The 17,648-nt window shown below is 68.3% G+C and carries 13 protein-coding genes and 3 pseudogenes; 5 read left to right on the top strand and 11 right to left on the bottom strand.

What is annotated here, in order from left to right; all coding sequences use genetic code 11:
• Nucleotides 1-18: 18 nt before the first annotated feature.
• From gluQRS to G6N60_RS25115, 5 genes are read right to left on the bottom strand one after another with little or no spacing between them, the layout of a single operon-like run.
• On the bottom strand, nucleotides 19-891 hold the full coding sequence (gene gluQRS, locus G6N60_RS25135; RefSeq protein WP_163742433.1) for a tRNA glutamyl-Q(34) synthetase GluQRS: 873 nt from the start codon (nucleotides 889-891) through the stop codon (nucleotides 19-21).
• Between the two features lie 9 nt (nucleotides 892-900).
• Nucleotides 901-1,671, bottom strand: coding sequence for a GntR family transcriptional regulator (locus G6N60_RS25130; RefSeq protein ID WP_163742430.1), 771 nt, complete (start codon nucleotides 1,669-1,671; stop codon nucleotides 901-903).
• A gap of 9 nt (nucleotides 1,672-1,680) precedes the next feature.
• Nucleotides 1,681-2,460: a 3-oxoacyl-ACP reductase FabG gene (gene fabG / locus G6N60_RS25125; RefSeq protein WP_163742427.1), complete on the bottom strand. Its 780-nt coding sequence runs from the start codon at nucleotides 2,458-2,460 to the stop codon at nucleotides 1,681-1,683.
• 22 nt (nucleotides 2,461-2,482) lie between these two features.
• Complete coding sequence (locus G6N60_RS25120) at nucleotides 2,483-3,514, bottom strand: phosphotransferase enzyme family protein (RefSeq protein ID WP_163742424.1); 1,032 nt, start codon at nucleotides 3,512-3,514, stop codon at nucleotides 2,483-2,485.
• Between the two features lie 4 nt (nucleotides 3,515-3,518).
• Nucleotides 3,519-4,790, bottom strand: a complete 1,272-nt coding sequence (locus G6N60_RS25115; protein ID WP_163742421.1) for a class-III pyridoxal-phosphate-dependent aminotransferase — start codon at nucleotides 4,788-4,790, stop codon at nucleotides 3,519-3,521.
• A 168-nt stretch (nucleotides 4,791-4,958) separates the two neighbouring features.
• Between G6N60_RS25115 and G6N60_RS25110 the strand changes: the two genes are divergently transcribed.
• The 4 genes from G6N60_RS25110 to G6N60_RS25095 all read left to right on the top strand — a co-directional run bounded on the left by G6N60_RS25110 (nucleotide 4,959) and on the right by G6N60_RS25095 (nucleotide 10,817).
• A complete protein-coding gene (locus G6N60_RS25110; protein WP_163742419.1) occupies nucleotides 4,959-6,491 on the top strand; it encodes an APC family permease in 1,533 nt (510 codons plus the stop codon).
• A gap of 83 nt (nucleotides 6,492-6,574) precedes the next feature.
• Complete coding sequence (locus tag G6N60_RS25105; protein WP_163744528.1) at nucleotides 6,575-8,794, top strand: propanediol/glycerol family dehydratase large subunit; 2,220 nt, start codon at nucleotides 6,575-6,577, stop codon at nucleotides 8,792-8,794.
• A 62-nt stretch (nucleotides 8,795-8,856) separates the two neighbouring features.
• On the top strand, nucleotides 8,857-9,126 hold the full coding sequence (locus tag G6N60_RS25100) for a diol dehydratase small subunit (protein ID WP_276027986.1): 270 nt from the start codon (nucleotides 8,857-8,859) through the stop codon (nucleotides 9,124-9,126).
• 5 nt (nucleotides 9,127-9,131) lie between these two features.
• Complete coding sequence (locus G6N60_RS25095) at nucleotides 9,132-10,817, top strand: diol dehydratase reactivase ATPase-like domain-containing protein (protein ID WP_163744526.1); 1,686 nt, start codon at nucleotides 9,132-9,134, stop codon at nucleotides 10,815-10,817.
• On the opposite strand, the gene G6N60_RS25090 is transcribed toward G6N60_RS25095, so the two are convergent.
• Both G6N60_RS25090 and G6N60_RS25085 read right to left on the bottom strand, forming a co-directional pair.
• Nucleotides 10,814-11,881, bottom strand: coding sequence for an ATP-dependent DNA ligase (locus G6N60_RS25090; RefSeq protein WP_179969818.1), 1,068 nt, complete (start codon nucleotides 11,879-11,881; stop codon nucleotides 10,814-10,816). The two genes, G6N60_RS25095 and G6N60_RS25090, sit on opposite strands and share 4 nt — an antisense overlap.
• Nucleotides 11,882-11,886: 5 nt before the next feature.
• Nucleotides 11,887-12,450, bottom strand: coding sequence for a carboxymuconolactone decarboxylase family protein (locus G6N60_RS25085; protein WP_163742413.1), 564 nt, complete (start codon nucleotides 12,448-12,450; stop codon nucleotides 11,887-11,889).
• A 132-nt stretch (nucleotides 12,451-12,582) separates the two neighbouring features.
• On the opposite strand from G6N60_RS25085, the pseudogene G6N60_RS25080 reads away from it, so the two are divergent.
• Nucleotides 12,583-12,699: pseudogene (locus G6N60_RS25080) on the top strand (ATP-dependent DNA ligase); the annotation flags it as partial.
• A 122-nt stretch (nucleotides 12,700-12,821) separates the two neighbouring features.
• Here G6N60_RS25080 and G6N60_RS25075 read toward each other — a convergent pair.
• The 4 genes and pseudogenes from G6N60_RS25075 to G6N60_RS25060 form a co-directional block, all read right to left on the bottom strand.
• A complete protein-coding gene (locus G6N60_RS25075) occupies nucleotides 12,822-13,091 on the bottom strand; it encodes a metal-sensitive transcriptional regulator (RefSeq protein WP_163742410.1) in 270 nt (89 codons plus the stop codon).
• Nucleotides 13,092-13,118: 27 nt separating this feature from the next.
• A pseudogene (locus G6N60_RS25070) lies at nucleotides 13,119-15,954 on the bottom strand (MMPL/RND family transporter).
• 29 nt (nucleotides 15,955-15,983) lie between these two features.
• A complete protein-coding gene (locus G6N60_RS25065) occupies nucleotides 15,984-16,433 on the bottom strand; it encodes an MmpS family transport accessory protein (RefSeq protein ID WP_246241015.1) in 450 nt (149 codons plus the stop codon).
• Between the two features lies 1 nt (nucleotide 16,434).
• A pseudogene (locus G6N60_RS25060) lies at nucleotides 16,435-17,621 on the bottom strand (NAD(P)/FAD-dependent oxidoreductase).
• Nucleotides 17,622-17,648 lie beyond the last annotated feature (27 nt).

The raw sequence follows: 17,648 nt of genomic DNA, 5'->3' as shown, positions 1-17,648 counted from the left end.
GGAGGCCAATGGTTGCGCTCACCGGGGGACGAATGTCCAGGGCGCACGGGGCAGCCGCGCCGGATCGAATTCGGCCAGCATCCCCTCCGGCGTCGTGGCACTGAACCCCAGCGACGCGGCGATCTGCGCCATCGCCCGCGGCGCGCCGATCTCGCCGACGGTGACGGCGCCGTCGCGTTTGGCCAGTCGCCGGCCCTCGGCGTTGAGCACCAGCGGCACGTGGGCGTAGACCGGCTGCGGGTGGCCCAGCAGCGAGCCGAGGTAGGCCTGTCGTGGGGACGAGGGCAGCAGGTCGTCACCGCGGACCACCTGGTCGACGCCGGCGGCCGCGTCGTCCACCACCACGGCGAGGTTGTAGGCGGGCACGCCGTCACCGCGGCGCAGCACCATGTCGTCGACCACGCCCGTATACGTGCCGTGTAGCAGGTCGGTGACCGTGAATTCTGTTGTCTGCGAACGCAATCGCAGCGCCGGCGGTCGACCCTCGGCACGCCGTTCGGCGCGCTGGGCCGCGGTGAGGTCGCGGCAGGTGCCGGGGTAGGCGCCCTCGGGTGCGTGCGGTGCGCGGGGCGCCTGGGCGATGTCCCTTCTGCTGCAGAAGCATTCGTAGGTCAGCCCGCGATCGACGAGGTCGGCGATCACCGCGTCGTACCGATCGCGGTGCGCCGTCTGGTATTCCGGGTCCGCGTCCCAATCGAGGCCGACGGCGGCGAGGTCGCGCAGCTGCCTGGCGGCGACGTCGTGGGAGCTGCGGTCGTCGAGATCCTCGACGCGCATCAGGAAGCGCCGGCGGCTCGAACGGGCGAACAGCCACGCCAAAACCGCCGTCCGCACGTTGCCGATGTGCAGGTCCGCCGACGGGCTCGGTGCGAAGCGGCCGGCGGGGCTCATACGGGCAATCTAGGCGACGGCGTTGCTCTGCAGCGCGACGGTCGCGGTGGCGGCGGGGGACTGCACGCCGATGCCCTGGCCCTGGACCGTCACCGCGAGCCGGGTGCGGTCACCGCGGAACAGGTCGCGGGAGTACTCGCACGGCGCCCCGTCCTGGTCGTAGGCGATGCGGGTGATGAGCAGCAGCGCCGACCCGGGTTCGATGGCCAACAGGGACGCCTCGTCCGGCGTCGCGTTGACGGCCTCGATGCGCTCGTCGGCGTGCGAGGTGACCAGCCCGTAGTCGCGCTCCAGGATTTCGTAGAGCGATCCGCCGAGCTGCTTCTCGAGCAGGCCGGGAAAGGCCTCGGCGGGAAACTGGGCCAGCTCCAACGAGATTGGTGATCCGTCGGCCAGCCGGACGCGTTGGATCTCGACCACGAAGTCGTCCGGGCCGAGCCGCAGCGACGTCTGCGCGATGTGGTCGGGCGCAGTGATCTTCGTCGCCAGCACGCGGGTCCCGGCGACGTACCCCTGGTTGGCCAGGAACGCGGGGACGCCGACGACGTCGGACAGGCTGCGCTGCACCTGGGTGTGGCTGATGAAGATGCCGCCCGAACGGCCGATGGCGCGATGCACCAGGCCCGCCTCCTCCAGCGCTGCGAGCATCTGGCGCAGGCTCGAGCGGCTGGTCGAGTACCGCTCGGCGAGTTCGCGCTCGCTGCCCAGCTTCGCGCCGGGAACGCCCGCGTTGATGTCGGCGACGATGCGTCGCCGCAACTGCTCGGTCGGTTTGACCACGGAAGACCCCTACTGCTCGCCGATCGCTTCTTGGGACTCGGGCAGCACCTGGCCGCCGTCCACGACGAGCGACTGCCCGGTGATGAAGCCGGCCTCGTCGGTGGCGAAGAACAGCGCGGCATTGCCGATGTCGGCCACGCTACCCAGGCGCCCCGCGGGGATGGCCGCGGTCATCCCGTCCATGTACTCCTGGCCCATCTCGATGAGGCCCTCGGTGACGATGTTGCCGGGCAGCACGGCGTTGATGGTGATGTTCTTCGGCGCCAATTCCATTGCGGCGGTGCGGATGAAGCCGAGCTGGGCGGCCTTGCTGGCGCCGTAGTGCGACCAGCCGGGAAAGCCGGTGATGGGCCCGGTGATCGACGACGTCACGATGATCCGGCCGTGCCCGCTGTCGGTCAGTGCGGCCAGCGCCGCCTGCACGATGTACACGGTGCCCTTGAAGTTGACGCCGATGACCTCCTCGATGTCGTCGGGCGTGAGGTCCTCGATCCGGCCGGACGGGAAGATCCCGGCGTTGGCGCAGACGATGTCCAGTGCGCCATGGCGTTCCACGGCGGTGGCCACGACGCGGCGGCAGTCCTCCTGGCTCGTCACGTCGGCCTTCACCCCGCTCACCGCGCCGGGCTTGCCCGCCAGCGCGGCGACGCAGGCGTCGACGTCGGATTCGGTGCGGCCGGTGACGACGACGTTGACCCCGGCGTCGGCGAACGTCTCGGCGATGCCGCGCCCGATGCCCTTGCTTCCTCCGGTGACGATGGCCGTGCGGCCCTGCAGCGAGGTGAACATGTTCGGTGCCCTTCGGTTGGAGTCAGTGGGTGGTCAGATAACGTTCTGCGAGTTCGCAACTGCCCTTGGCGTAGGTGACCGAGATCGCTTGCGATTCCCGGGAGTGGCTGTGCGTCCCCATCCAGGCCAGCAGCAGCAGGCGGCGCAGCAGCACGAACGACGGCAGCATCGCCTCGTCGCGCGCAGACAGTTCCCGGCGGGTGCGGTACCCGGTGACCCAGGCGTCCTGCCATTCGGGCACGGCCGGGTCGTCCTCGAAGAAGGACACCGCGGTGCCGAAGTCGTAGAAGTACCAACCGAATCCGCAGTCGTCGAAGTCGATGACCGTGATGCGGTCCCCGTCGACGAGGAGGTTGGCCAGGCGCAGGTCCGCATGCACCAGGCCGTAGACGTCCGTTCCGGTGCCGTAGTCCTCCAGGCGGCGGCGCAACAGCTCGCTCGCGCGGCCCAGCACGTCGGCCTCGGCGTCGCCGACGCCGACGGCATCGCGCCACCGCCCCCAGCGGGGTTGGTCGCCGAGGCTGTGCTCCCAGTCCCACGCGAATCGCTCAAACTCGTTGGGGCGCTGCCAGTTCCGCGAATGGTCGTGCAGGGCGGCGGTGATCCGGCCGAGGGTGTGGAAGTCCTCGACGGTCAGCGTCGTCTCGTCGGGCTCGGCACCGGCGACCATCTCGAAGTGCACGACGTGGCGTGGCGTGCCGTCGTGGTCGACGGTGACCACGCGGCGCCCGTCGCGCGTCGCCAGCACGGTCGGCACGGCGACGTCGCAGTCGCGGCGCAGCGCGTCGAGCCAGGCGAGCTCGGACTCGATCTCGTGCTGGCGGTGGTAGCCCTTGCGGTGCACCCGCAGGATCGACCGCGCTCCGGTGCCGGCGTCGGTCAGCTCGTAGGTCGCGTTCTCCGACAGGTTGAGCAACCGCAGGGTCGAACCGGGGGCGACGTCGTAGGCGGCGAGTGCGTGCGCGGCGACCTCGACGTCGTCGGAGACGAACGGTTCCTCGTCGTCGGAGACGAACGGTTCCTCGTCGTCGGAGACGAACGGTTGCTCGGCCACCGCGTCACCCGACCGAAGCGGCGGTGGCTGCCGTGCTCACCGCGACGGCCAACCGTGCCAGGACGTCGTCGCACAGCTCCCTGGTGAGCAGCAGACCGGGCTTGAACTGCAGGACGCGGGGATCGAGCGTGGAGAAGATGGCCCACACGCCGTTCTCGTACAACTCGCGCATCACGAACTTGGCGCCCTCGGGATGGTCGAACTCCAGGCCGATCACCACGCCATTCTGCCGGATCCCGACGAACCAGTCCGGATGGTCGGCCTGTATGCGCGCGAGTCCGGTGGCGAACACGTCGGTGATCGCGTGGACGTTGGCCCGCACCTCGGGCCGGCTCGTGATCTCCAGCGTCTTGATCGCGGCGACGCAGCCGAGTTCGGCACCGCCGAACGTCGAGATGTGGCCGAAGCCGTCCTCGTCGAGCCACTGGGCCGCCCGGTCGCTCAGCATCGCCGCGGTGATCGGGTACATGCCGCCGGACAATCCCTTGCCCGCGACCATGATGTCGGGCTCGATGCCGTGCTTGGTGATGCCCCACATCTCGCCGGTGCGCATCAACCCGGTCTGCACCTCGTCGGCGATGTAGAGCGCGTCGTGGCGCTCGGTGAGCTCCTTGACGGCCTCGAGGTAACCCGTTGGGGGCAGCGGGAATCCGTAGGTGGCGGGGATGGTCTCCATGATGACGGCGGCGACGTCGCCACCGGAGAGCGCGCGCTCCATGGCGTCGACGTCGCCGAACGGCACCTGGACGAACTCGTCGGGTCGGTCGGAGAGGAACAGCTTGGCGAAGCGGTCGTCACCGGTCGCGACGGCCAGGCCGGTGTGCCCGTGGTAGGCCTTGATGACCGAGACGATCTTGCGCCGCTTGGTGGCGTGCCGGGCGCTCTTGAGCGCGATGTCGATGGCCTCGCCGCCGCCGGATCCGAAGGCCACCTTGGTGATCGACGCCGGAGCGGAGTCGACGAGACGCTGCGCGAGCGCGGTGCGGGCCACCGACGGGAAGTGGTGGTTGCCGATGTCGAAGTGCTGCATGCCCTCGATCAGTGCCGCCATGATCTCGGCGTTGCGGTGGCCGAGGTTGTAGGTGCCGCCGTTGAGGTGCATGTCGATGAGCCGGCGGCCGCCCATGTCCCAGAGGAAGTAGTCCTCCCTGCGGTCGATGACGAGGTCGACGCCGGCGTCGGTCCAGAACTGGGTCTTGTCCGGATTCCAGTACTTCTTGGACTGCTCGAGGACCTGCGCCTTGGATTCGAACGAGAAAGTGCCGTAGTCGTACACCGGGGCTCCCTGACTGAGACGGCCGGCGGTTTGGCCGCAGGAGTCGAGAATAAAAAGGTCAACCATTTATGTCAATTGGAGTGCCGAAACGGTTGCGCAGTCCGACCGGCGGTGTCACGATACGACTCGGCACGAGCCCCCCACTGCCTTCTGGAAGGTACTTCACAGATGACCGATCACGTCGTCACGCGAGACGAAGACACTGGTGACTCCATTCAACGGCTGAAGAGGAACGCCGTCGGCACGGTCGGCGTCATCTTCATGGCGGTCGCCACGGCTGCGCCCATCACGGCGATGGTCGGCAACGTGCCGATCGCGGTCGGGTTCGGAAATGGTTCACACGCACCCGCGGGTTACATCGTCGCCACGGTCGTGCTCGGACTGTTCGCGATCGGGTACGCCACGATGGCCAAGCACATCACCGCCACCGGCGCGTTCTACGGATACATCTCCCACGGTCTGGGCCGCATCATCGGCATGGCCAGCGGACTCCTGATCACCATGGCCTACATCGTGTTCGAGGCGTCGCTCATCGGCATCTTCTCGTTCTTCTTCCAGAACCTGTTCAAGTCCCAGTTCGACGTGAGCGTGCCGTGGCTGGCGCCCGCGCTGCTGATGATGGTGCTGAACTGCATCCTGACCTACTTCGACGTCAACCTCACGGCCAAGGTGCTGGGCGTCTTCCTGGTGACCGAGATCGTGATGCTGTCCCTCGGTGCGCTGGCCGTGGTGGTCAAGGGCGGCGGGCCCGACGGCTTCGCGGTCGCCGAGACGCTCAACCCCGTCGGCGCCTTCACCCCGGCCGCGGTCGCCGGAGCCAGCGCCGGGCTGGGCCTGTTCTTCGCGTTCTGGTCGTGGGTCGGCTTCGAGTCCACCGCGATGTACGGCGAGGAGTCCAAGGACCCGAAGCGAATCATCCCGCGCGCCACCATGATCAGCGTCCTCGGCGTCGGTCTCTTCTACGTCTTCGTGTCCTGGATGGCGATCGCGGGCACCGGCCCCCAGCGCGCCGTCGACCTGGCCCAGAACGCCGACACGTCCTCGGAGATCTTCTTCGGCACGGTGCGGTCGACCTACGGGGAATGGGCCATCACGCTGTTCAACATCCTGCTGGTGACCGGTTCGTTCGCCTGCGGCATGGCCTTCCACAACTGCGCGTCGCGGTACCTCTACGCGATGGGTCGCGAGGGTCTGTCCGGCGGACTCCAGAAGACCATCGGCGCAACGCATCCCACGCACGGGTCGCCCCACATCGCGTCGTTCGTCCAGACCGGCATCGCGCTGGTGCTCATCCTGGCGTTCTACTTCGCCGGCATGGATCCCTACATCCACATGTACACGCTGCTCGCGATCTTGGGCACCATGGCGATCCTCGTCGTGCAGTCGCTGTGTGCGTTCGCGGTCGTCGCCTACTTCCACTTCCACAAGAACCACCCGTCGAGCGCACACTGGTTCAAGACGTTCCTGGCACCGCTGCTCGGCGGGATCGGCATGCTGTACGTGGTGTACCTGCTGTGGGTGCACAAGGACGCCGCCGCGGGCGCTGCATCGGGCACGCTGCTGTTCCAGCTGACGCCGTGGATCGTGGTGGGTCTGTTCGTCCTCGGGGCGGCCATGGCGCTGTACTTCAAGCTCCGCGACCCGCGTCGTTACGAATTGATCGGTCGAATCGTGTACGAGGACAACGTCGTTCGCGACTGAGGCCACCCGAGCACCCGGTTCGGTGAGAGGATGACGGCGTGACTGACGACCCGGCTCGCGACGCCGACCTCGACCTGGGCCGGATGCGCGTGCTCGACGCGAAGCCGGTCAATCTGGACGGGTTCAGCGCCGCCGACCCCCACCTCGGGCTGGTGGCGATGCACAGCCCGTTCGACCCGGAGCCCTCCCTGGTGATGCGCGACGGTGCGGTCGTCGAACTGGACGGCAAGCCCGCCGCCGAGTTCGACGTCATCGACGAGTTCATCGCGCGCTACGGGCTCGATCTCGCGGTGGCCGAGGAGGCCATGGCGCTGCCCGACCGGGACCTGGCCTGCATGGCCGCCGACTTCACCGTCCCGCGGGCGGACGTGGTCCGCCTCGTCGGCGGCATCACGCCCGCGAAGCTGGCCCGTGTCGTCGCGCTGCTGACGCCGGTGGAGATGCAGGCGGCGATGGCGAAGATGCGCGCGCGGCGCACGCCGAGCAACCAGGCGCACGTCACCAACCAGCTCGACGACCCGCTACTGATCGCGGCCGACGCGGCCAGCGCCGTCGCCTACGGATTCCGGGAGGTCGAGACGACGGTGCCGGTGCTCGGCGACGCCCCGTCCAACGCGGTCGCACTGCTGATCGGCAGCCAGGTCGGCACGCCCGGCGCGATGGCGCAGTGCTCGATCGAGGAGGCGCTCGAGCTGCGGCTCGGCCTGAGGGGTCTGACCAGCTACGCCGAGACGATCTCCATCTACGGCACCGAGCAGGTGTTCGTCGATGGCGACGACACACCCTTCAGCAAGGCCATCCTGACGTCGGCCTACGCCTCGCGCGGCCTCAAGATGCGGGTGACGAGCGGTGGCGGCGCCGAGGTGCTCATGGGTGCGGCGGAGAAGTGCTCGATCCTCTACCTGGAGTCGCGCTGCGTCTCGCTGGCCCGGGCCCTGGGGTCGCAGGGCGTGCAGAACGGCGGCATCGACGGTGTCGGGGTGGTGGCGTCGGTGCCCGACGGCATGAAGGAACTGCTCGCCGAGAACCTCATGGTGATGATGCGCGATCTCGAATCCTGCGCCGGCAACGACAATCTCATCTCCGAGTCCGACATCCGCCGCAGCGCCCACACGCTGCCCGTCCTGCTGGCCGGTGCCGACTTCATCTTCTCCGGGTTCGGTTCGATCCCGCGCTACGACAACGCCTTCGCGCTGTCGAACTTCAACTCCGACGACATGGACGACTTCCTGGTGCTGCAGCGCGACTGGGGCGTCGACGGCGGGCTGCGCACGGTGTCGGTCGAACACCAGGCGCGGGTCCGGCGACGGGCCGCCACCGCGGTGCAGGCGGTCTACCGCGACCTCGGGTTGGCCGACTTCGACGACGAACGGGTCGATGCGGTGGTGGTGGCCAACGGATCCCGCGATCTGACGGTCGACGACCCGAAGGCGGTGGCCGAGGCGGCCACCGCGATCGAGGCCAAGCAGCTGACGGTCTTCGACGTCATCGCCTCGCTGCAGCGGACCGGCTTCGCCGAGGAGGCCGAGGCCATCACGCGGCTGACGCGCGAGCGGCTGCGCGGTGACCAGCTGCAGACCTCCGCGATCTTCGACGGCGAGTTCCGCGTGCTGTCGAAGATCACCGACCCGAACGACTACGCGGGCCCCGGCACCGGTTACGCCCCAACCTTCGAGCGCCGCAGCGAGATCGACGCGATCCGCCAGTCGCGCACGGCCGCGGAGTTGACGGCCGATCAGGCCGAGCACCACGGCCACGTCACGCTGACCGAGGTCGAGGACGCCCGGCAGGGCAGCGACCCGCGCGAGGTGTGCATCGGGTTGTCGCCGGCGCTCGGGCGCACGGTGTGGCTGTCGCTGTGCGGCCTCACCGTCGGCGAGGTGCTGCGGCAGCTCGCCGCGGGGCTCGAGGAGGAGGGCTGCGTGCCGCGCTGGGTGCGGGTGCGTTCGACCATCGACGTCGGGCTGATCGGACTGACCGCCGCGCGGCTGTCCGGCTCGGGCATCGGAATTGGCTTGCAGGGCAAGGGCACCGCGCTGATCCACCGGCGCGACCTGGCGCCGCTCGCGAATCTCGAACTGTTCAGCGTCGCGCCGCTGCTGACCGCGAAGATGTACCGCGAGCTGGGGAAGAATGCGGCCAGGCACGCCAAGGGGATGGCGCCGGTGCCGATCCTCACCGGCGGCACCGACGAGTCGATCTCGGCGCGCTACCACGCCCGTGCCGTCGCGCTGGTCGCACTCGAGCGCGAGGCCTGCGAGCCCGGCCGCCCGCCCGTCACCGTCCGGGTGCGGCGCCCGTGAGCGACGAACGGATCACGGTGCGGGCTGCGGTCGACGGCGAGCTGGGCCTGGCCGACCTGCGGATGGACCCGGCGACGCTGGCGCACCAGGCCGTCGTCGCGGAGGAGGGCGGCAACCCTCAGCTGGCCGAGAACTTCCTGCGCGCAGCCGAACTCGCGACGATCGACGACGAAGAGGTGATGCAGCTGTACGAGGCGCTGCGGCCGCACCGCTCGACGGCCGAGGAACTCGACGCGCTGCGCACCTCGCTCGAGACACGGGGTGCCGCGCGCTGCGCCGAACTGGTGCGCCAGGCCGCCGTCGTCTACGCGAGGCGGGGTCTGCTGCGGTGAGCGTCGTGGTGGCCGGTGTCGACGTCGGCAACCACACGACCGAGATCGTGCTGGCCAGAACGGGTCTGGGCGGGCCCGAGCAGATTACCCACGGGCAGGGTCCGACGCGTGGCAGGAAGGGTTCGCGGGAGTCGCTGGAGGGTGCGGCGGCCCTGCTGCACCAGCTGGAGGTCGAGTCGGGCGTCGTCGTCGACGAGGTGCTCCTGGCCGCCCTGCGGCCGGTGGACACCGCGACGGCACCGCTGCCGCCACCGGCGTCACCGCGCTCACCCGTGCGCAGCCTGCGCTCGGCGACGGCCAGCACGCCCGCGGGGACCGGCTTCGGAGTCGGTCGGCACGTGCCGCTGGCCGACCTCGACGGTGCCGTAATCGACCGTCCGACAATCGTTTCCGTCGACGCATCGACCGACTTCGAGGTGGCGGCGGCGGTCGTCTCGGCGGCGGCCGACCGCGGCTGGCAGATCGCCGGGGTGATCGCCGCGCAGGACGACGCCGTGCTCATCCGCAACCGCATCTCGATCGACGTGCCCGTCGTCGACGAGGTCGACCTCGACGGGCTGATGCCCGGGGCGCTCGTCGCGGTGGAGGTCGTCGCCGAGGGCCGCGCCTACCGCAGGATGGCCGACCCGATCGCGCTGTGCGTCGCACTGGCACTCGGTCACGACCGCCTACGGGACGTCGCGGAGTTCACCCGCGAGCTCGCGGACTCGCCCGCCATCGCGGTCACCGAGCGCACCGGGCCGCCCGACCCGCCGGCGGTCGACGACGACTACGTCGACTGCCTCGAGAACGGCCGCGAGGTGCGCTACACCGTGGCGCAGGCGCACAGCGTGCTGCGGCAGGCGCCGCCGGGCAACGTGGTGCGGGTCCGCCTGCGGGCGGTCCGGACGGCGCGCGACGGCATCGCGGTCGACGACGCCTACTTCACCGATCTGTCGTCGATCGACGACGGTGCGTGGCTACGCCGCGGGGTGGCCGACACCAGGGGCACCGTGGTGGCGCTGCTGGCCGCCGACCTCGTCGCCGACGCCGCAGAAACGTTGCAGCACTTGACCAATCGGCCGACCCGCACGCTCGCAGGCGAGCCCGAGGCGGCCGCGGTCGGCGCCATGACGACGCCGGGCCTGCCACCGGGCACCGTGGTCTGCGACATCGGCGGCGGCACCATCGACCTGATCGGCGCGGGCCGGGCCGTCACCGCGGCGGGCGCGGGCGAGGCGATCACCACGGCCGTGGCGCGGGTGCTCGGGGTTCCGCGCGCGCTCGCCGAACGGGTCAAGCGGACACCGGCGCTGCGGGTCGAGGGTCCGCACGTCGCGCACGAGGAGGACGGCCGCAGGCTGTTCCTGGACAGTCCGGCGTCGGCCGACGCGATCGGCCGGTTGTGCACGCGGGGCAGCGCAGGGCTGGTGCCGTTCTCGAACCGGCTGGCCGCCGAGGAGTGGCGGAGTCTGCGGCTCGCGATCAAACGGGAGACGGTCGCGACGAACATCGTGCGGTGCCTGCGCGCGTTCCCCGATCCGCCGCCCGCGCTGGTGCTGGCGGGCGGCGGGGCGCTCGACGACGAACTGCTGCGCACGGTCTCCGACGCCCTGCGCGCGACGTCGATCGTCGTGGGGCGGGCGGACATCGACGGTGTGCACGGCCCGCGGTACGCCGTGGCGTCGGGCCTGGTGCACCTGTACGGCTAGCCGAGGCCGGGCAGGATGTCGTCGAGCTTGAACGTGACGGGCTGCTCGAGCTGGTCGTAGGTGCACGAGCGGGGATCGCGATCGGGCCGCCAGCGGTTGAATTGCGCCATGTGCCGGAACCTTTCGCCCTCCATGTGCTCGTAGCGGACCTCGACGACGCGTTCGGGGCGCAGCGGCACGAACGACAGGTCCTTGCCCGCGTTCCACCGCGAGCCCGCGCTGCGGGGCGTCGTCCGTGCGCCCTGCTGCGCGCCCCAGTTCCACGGGTGGTCGTCGAATTTCGTGACCAGCGGCTGCAATTCGTCGAACAGCTCGCGCCGCCGCGCCATCGGGAAGGCGCCGATGACGCCGACCGACGCGAGTGTGTCGTCGTCCCGGTAGAGACCGAGCATCAGCGACCCGATGGCGTCGGCGCCCGACTTGTGCAGACGGTAGCCCGCGACGACGCAGTCAGCCGTCCGCTGGTGCTTGACCTTGAACATCACCCGCTTGTTCGGCTGATAGGTCCCCGCCAGCGGCTTGGCGACGACGCCGTCGAGGCCCGCCCCCTCGAACTCGTCGAACCATCGCCGTGCCACGGCCGCGTCGGTGGTCGCCGGCGTCACGTGCACGCCGCGGCCGGCGGGCACCGCCGCGACGAGGGCGGCGCGACGCTCGGCGAACGGTCGCGACGTGTAGTCGTCGTCGCCGAGTGCGAGCAGGTCGAACGCGATGAACGCCGCGGGGGTTCGCTCGGCCAGCAGGCGGACCCGCGACGCGGCGGGATGCAACCGCAGCTGCAGTGCGTCGAAGTCGAGCCCGCGTTCACCGGCGACCACGATCTCGCCGTCCACGACGCACCGCGGCGGGAGCGCCTCCCGTACGGCGTCGACCACCTCGGGGAAGTAGCGGGTCAGTGGCCGCTCGTTGCGGCTGCCCAGCTCGACCTCGTCACCGTCGCGAAAGCAGATCGACCGGAACCCGTCCCACTTCGGTTCGTACGACAGCGCCGGCGGTCCGGCGGGCAGGTCGGGAACCGACTTGGCCAGCATCGGGGCCACCGGCGGCATGACGGGCAGGTGCACCCGGCTCATTCTCCCGGCACGTCGACGTCGAACGCGTTGAGCAGCACCGAGACGAGGGTGTACGCCCCGACCAGATAGATCAGCTCGGCGGCCCCGTCGCGGCCGAACGCGTCGACCGCGGCCCGGTACGTGGCGTCGGGGAGGACCCCACCACGGTTGAGGGCGGCCGCCACGTCGTAGGCGACGCCTTCCTTGGCCGTCAGATCGGCAGGCCGTTCGCCCGCGCTGATGGTGGCGATCTTGGCGGCGTCCAGATCGGTCGACGCGGCGACGCGCTCGTGGGCGTAGAGCTCGTAGCGCGCACCCGCGGCGGCCCCGGTGACGAGGATCGCGACCTCGTGCGGGTCCTTGGGCAGCGTGGTGTGGTCGATCAACGACTTCGTGAACGCCCATGCCGGTCCGCCCCAGGCCGGGAAGTGCAACATGGCCGCGAACGGTCCGACCAGGGCGCCGTCGGGACGGTCGGACGTGAATCCCCGCAGGTGTTGGTGGATGACGCCGGTCATGTCGTCGTACAGCGCGCGCTGCTCGGCGGACAGGTCCTCGGGCGGGATCGGCGGCAGTCGCATCGGCGGGTCTCCTTGGGACGTGGTGGGGAGTTTCGGCGGTGCCGGGGATCGAAGGCACCGTCGACACGCTGAATGCCCAGGGCCGCACCGAACTAACACGCACGTTGCTCGCCGCCCCGGGTCTACGTGAGGATGGACCGCGTGGACCTCCCCGTCGTTCCGCCCGTCGAACCCATGCTGGCCAAGGCCGCGGCCGCGGTGCCCGAGGACCCCGGAGTGTGGTCCTACGAGCCGAAGTGGGACGGCTTCCTTCACTGAACTTGTCAACGTTTAGTTGGGCTCGTCAATCTTTGAACTCTCGTCGACGTGTTTAGCGGATGATCCCCGTGCAGTGGGTGCACTCAGCATGCACGACTAGAAAAAGAGATCGACTACGCGAGCGTAAGGAACAGCTTCTCGAGTTCGGCCTCTGTCATGGGTGCGGTGTTGCCGTTGCGGTCGGCGACGATGCATTCGCGTAACCCGGTGGCGACGATCTTGAACCCTGCTCGGTCGAGTGCGCGGGATACGGCGGCCAACTGGGTGACGACGTCCTTGCAGTCACGCCCTTGTTCGATCATGTTGATTACGCCGTTGAGCTGTCCCTGGGCGCGGCGCAGCCTCCTGAGGATCGCGTCGATGCTTTCTTGATCGTCGATCATGTGTTCCTCCGAAGTAGTCCGTTGATTTCAGCATACCCGCATGGGTATCGACCACGGTTTACGGCGCACTGGGCGAGACGGGCTCGCGAACCGAAGGGATCGGCCTTTTGCGGATGTTGAGGGCCACCAGAACCAGCGAGCGAGAAGCGCAGCGATGGAGGGGGTCATCAGCGAACGCACGATGAGGGTATCGAAGAGTAGCCCCAGGCCAATCGTGCTGCCCGCCTGTCCTATCGAGCTCAGATCGCTGGCGACCATCGACATCATGGTGAACGCAAAGACCAGCCCCGCCGCAGTGACCACGGCGCCGGTCTGACCCATGGAGCGGATGATCCCGGTCTTTAGCCCGGCTCCCATTTCCTCCTTGAAGCGGGAGACGAGAAGCAGGTTGTAGTCCGAGCCGACGGCTAGCAGGATGATCAGCCCGAAGACCGGGGCGATCCAGTTCAGGTCTAGACCGAACAGGTACTGCCACACCAGGACGGTGAGTCCGAAGGCGGCACCGAGCGAGAGCAGGACGGTGCCGACGATCACCAGGGACGCCACCAGTGCTCGGGTGATGATCACCATGACAGCGAATATCAGTGTCAAGGCTGCTATTCCGACGATGAGGAGGTCGTAGTGTGCGCCCGACTGGATGTCGCGGTAGATGGCGGCGGTGCCGGCGAGGTAGAACCGTGCATCGGTCAGCGCGGTGCCCTTGACCGCTTGGTGGGCGGCGTCGAGTTCGGAGGTGACCGACGCGATGCCGGCGGGGGTCGCCGGATCGTGATCGTGGGTGATGATGAAGCGGGCCGCTTTGCCATCGGGTGAGAGGAAGAGCTTCAGTCCGCGTTGAAAGTCCGGGTTCTGGAAGGCCTCTGGCGGTAGGTAGAAGTAGTCACCGCTCTTGGACGCGTCGAACGCCTGTCCCATCGCGCTGGCGGTGTCGGTCATCTGGGCCATCTGAGTAATGAGGCCCGAGAAGGTGCTGTGCATGGTCAGAAGGGAATTGCGCATCGACTGCGCGACACCGATGATCGGTCGAAACTGGGTGACCACGTCGGACACGCCACCGTCGGCATCGCCGATGTCGGTCATCAAAGCGGTCATGTCATCGCTGAACGTGTCGACCCCGTCGATGGCCTCGAATACCGACTTGGCGCCCGAGCAAATGGAAATGTCGAAGCAATGCGGTTCCCAGTAGAGGTAATTGCGCAACGGTCGCACCGTGTCGTCGAAATCGGCGAGGTGGTCTCGAATCTGGTCGAGGGTCGCCTTCATTTCGCCCGTGTCCCCGACCAGGCGGTGGGTGGCACCGCCGATGCGGGCCAGCGAGGTCTCGATCCGCTTCATGGAACTGATCATCGCGCCGAGGTCATCGCTCATCGCGAGCATGTCGGCGACCCTGTCCCGCACGAATTGCAGGTTCTGCTGGATCGGTATCGATTGGGCGCTGATTTGAAAGGGAATCGAGGTGTGCTCGATCGGCCCGCCCAGGGGGCGGGTGATGCTCTGCACCATGGCAATTCCCGGTGTCCGGAAGACCTCGGTGGCGATCTTGTCGAGGACGATCATGTCCGCACTGGTCCGCATGTCGTGATCGCTCTCGATCATCAGGATGTCGGGATTCATCGTCGCGGCGCTGAAATGCTTTTCCGCAGCCGCATATCCAACATTGGACGGAGCGTCGTCGGCGATGTAGAAGCGGTCGTTGTAGCTGATCTGCATGGTCGGCACGACGGCGATGCCGACGACGGCGATGGCCAGGGTGGCGGCAAGCACCGCGCCGGGCCATCGGACCGTCGCGGTGCCAATGCGATGCCACCGTCGGACGTTCGACTCCCGCTTGGCGTCGAGTAGGCCGAAGCGGCTGGCCACCGCCACGACGGCGGGAGCCGCGGTCAGCGCTCCCGCGACGACGACCAGCAGGCCTATCGCCGACGGCAGCCCGAGGGCCTTGAAGTAGGACAATCGGGCGGAGTGCAGGCACAGGGTCGCACCTGCGATGGTCAGTCCCGAGCCCAGGATGATGTGATGGGTGCCGCGAAACATGGTGTAGTACGCGGCTTCCCGGTCCTGGCCGGCTCGGCGTGCCTCCTGATAGCGGCCGACGAGGAATATCGCGTAGTCGGTTCCGCGGCGATCGCCAGCGTGGACAGCATGGCGACGACGAAGGTGGAGAAGCCCAGGACGTCGTGCGCGCCGAGCAGCGCGACGACTCCTCTGGCAGTGCCCATCTCGAAGCCCACCATGACCAGCACCAGCAGCATGGTGACCAGCGAGCGGTAGGTGATCAGCAGCATGATCATGATGACCAAGCCGGTCACGCCCATCATGATGAGCATGCTCTTGTCGGCAGCGTGGTTCATGTCCGTGGTCAGCGGTGCTGGCCCCGTGACGTACACCTTCAGACCCGCCGGTGGAGACGAACGAGCGACGATCTCTCGCAGCGCTTCGACGGAGGCGTTGCCTGCCGTGCTGCCCTGGTCCCCGGCGAGATTGAGCTGCACGTAGGCGGCTTTGCCGTCGCGACTCTGTACCCGGCCGCGGTGAGGGGATCTCCCCACACGTCTTGCACGTGCTGCACGTGTTCGGGGTCGGCGTGCAGCTCGCGAACGAGAGTGTCGTAGAAGCGACGCGCCTCATCACCCAGCTCGCGGTCACCTTCGAGGACGACCATCGCGATGCTGTCGGAGTCCGACTCGTGATAGGTCGCACCAATGCGCTTGGCCGCGATCATCGCCGGAGCATCCTGCGGTGACATCGTCACCGCATGGTCCCTGGCCACCGACTCGATGGGCGGGATCAGGACGTTGACGGCGACGGTCAGCAGCAGCCACGCCACCAGGATCGGTACCGCAAAGCGTCGAATGAACCGCATGAACGCCGGACGGGCCTCGGAGTCCTGGGTCACGCGGCCTTCGCCAAACAGGAGGTCTGGGCGTGGTGTCCGTCTGCCCGGCCTTCGTCCTTGACCTCACCGTTGACCGTGATTCGGCATCCGATGGAGTCACCGTCGCCTTGCGCCACCACACTTGCCAGTACCGCGGGCGCGGACGTCGAGACGGTGACGCTCCAGGGCAGTCCGGTGAAGTTCGCCTGGTGCGCTTGGGCGTTCGCGTCCAGATAGTTGACGCTTCCGATCATGTCACGAGATCCATAGAGGTCGTAGGTCACGTATTTGACGTGAGCCTGTTCAAGGGGTTCGGCGTCGGCACCCGAGGCGGAGAAGATCGCCTCGGAGCCGAACGCGCCGCGCAACCTGACCACGGTCACACCGCCGAGGACGACTGCCACCACGACGACCACCGGTACCCAGCCCTTGGCGAGCACGCTCACCGCTGACGTTCTCCGTGTCACGTCAGTGCGTGGTTGGCGCAGCCGCCAATTCCCAGAGCGCTCGCCAGTCCCGTTCTTCGTCCTGTTTGTCGTGATGGAGCTCGACCGACGGAGCGGCCAGGTGGATCGCGGGGTGGGGCAGGGTGAAGAAATCGCCCTGCCCTGGGCTGAGGCACCACCGCCGACGTCGACGTAGCAGAACCCCTCGCCGGACAGAGCGCTGGTGGCATCGGTGATACCGAGATGGTTGAGCACGTTGGCCGCCGCGGCCTTCGCACCGTTCTTGGCGAAGATCGCGGCCTTGGGCAGGGGGCGTCCCGACGGGGACGTGACGGCGGTGGTGTCACCAATCGCGTAGATGCCGGGATAGCGCGTCTGCATCGTCGCGTTGTCGACACCGATCCACCCGGGCTCGCCGAGCGTCAGGGCGGGCTCGTGGGGCGGCACGAACACCAAGAGGTCGTAGTCGGCGGTCGAACTGTCGGCGAAGTGGACCGTCCGGTGCTCGGCATCGACTCGGTCGACGGCATGTTCGGCGAAGAACGCGATGCCCTTGTCGTTGAGCAGAGCGACCAACTCCGGGCCGGCGAAGGGGCCCGCCGATGGCATCGGTTGCGGCTCCGGGCTGTGCACCGAGATCTGGGTGGCGGTCCGTACTCCGTTATCGTGCAACAAATCGGCTGCCAGCATCGCTCCCTCATAGGGCGCCACGGGACATCGGTACGGCAGCGCGGTGACCAGGAATACCAGTTTGCCGCCGGTGAACTCACTGAGCGCTCGGTTGGCGTCGGCGGCGGCGTCGGCGCTGTAGTAGTGCACGGCGGTGTGCGCGTCGACGGCGTCCTGCAGTCCCGGAACCCGTCCGATCGCGTTTCGCGCGCCGGTGGCGATGACCAGGGCATCGAAGGACACCAGTTCGCCCGTGGCCAGCGTCACCACACGCGCTTCGGGATCGACGTGTTGGACCGCTCCGGTGATGGTTTCGACGTCCGCCAACGCATCTGCGGTCGGACGGATCGCGACACTGTCGCGGTCACGCCAGCCACGCATGACCCAGGGCAGGGTAAATCCGAGGAAGTGTGAGAAGTCCTCGTCGATCACGGTGACGTCGAGGTCGGCGAGGTCGACCCCGGTTTCGACGAGTTCGTGGACAACGCTGAGGCCACCGATCCCGGCACCCAGAATCAATAGTTTCTTAGTCATGTTCATCGACCTTTCTTGAACGGGAATGATCTA

This window comes from Mycolicibacterium madagascariense (assembly GCF_010729665.1).
GTDB lineage: Bacteria > Actinomycetota > Actinomycetes > Mycobacteriales > Mycobacteriaceae > Mycobacterium > Mycobacterium madagascariense.
This window is presented reverse-complemented; position numbering and strand designations above follow the sequence as displayed.

Bases quoted from the DNA above. Each gene is read 5' to 3' on its own strand.
- gluQRS (WP_163742433.1), bottom strand. From the start codon at position 891: ATGAGCCCCGCCGGCCGCTTCGCACCGAGCCCGTCGGCGGACCTGCAC.
- fabG (WP_163742427.1), bottom strand. From the start codon at position 2,460: ATGTTCACCTCGCTGCAGGGCCGCACGGCCATCGTCACCGGAGGAAGC.
- G6N60_RS25110 (WP_163742419.1), top strand. From the start codon at position 4,959: ATGACCGATCACGTCGTCACGCGAGACGAAGACACTGGTGACTCCATT.
- G6N60_RS25105 (WP_163744528.1), top strand. From the start codon at position 6,575: ATGCGCGTGCTCGACGCGAAGCCGGTCAATCTGGACGGGTTCAGCGCC.
- G6N60_RS25100 (WP_276027986.1), top strand. From the start codon at position 8,857: ATGGACCCGGCGACGCTGGCGCACCAGGCCGTCGTCGCGGAGGAGGGC.
- G6N60_RS25085 (WP_163742413.1), bottom strand. From the start codon at position 12,450: ATGCGACTGCCGCCGATCCCGCCCGAGGACCTGTCCGCCGAGCAGCGC.
- G6N60_RS25075 (WP_163742410.1), bottom strand. From the start codon at position 13,091: ATGATCGACGATCAAGAAAGCATCGACGCGATCCTCAGGAGGCTGCGC.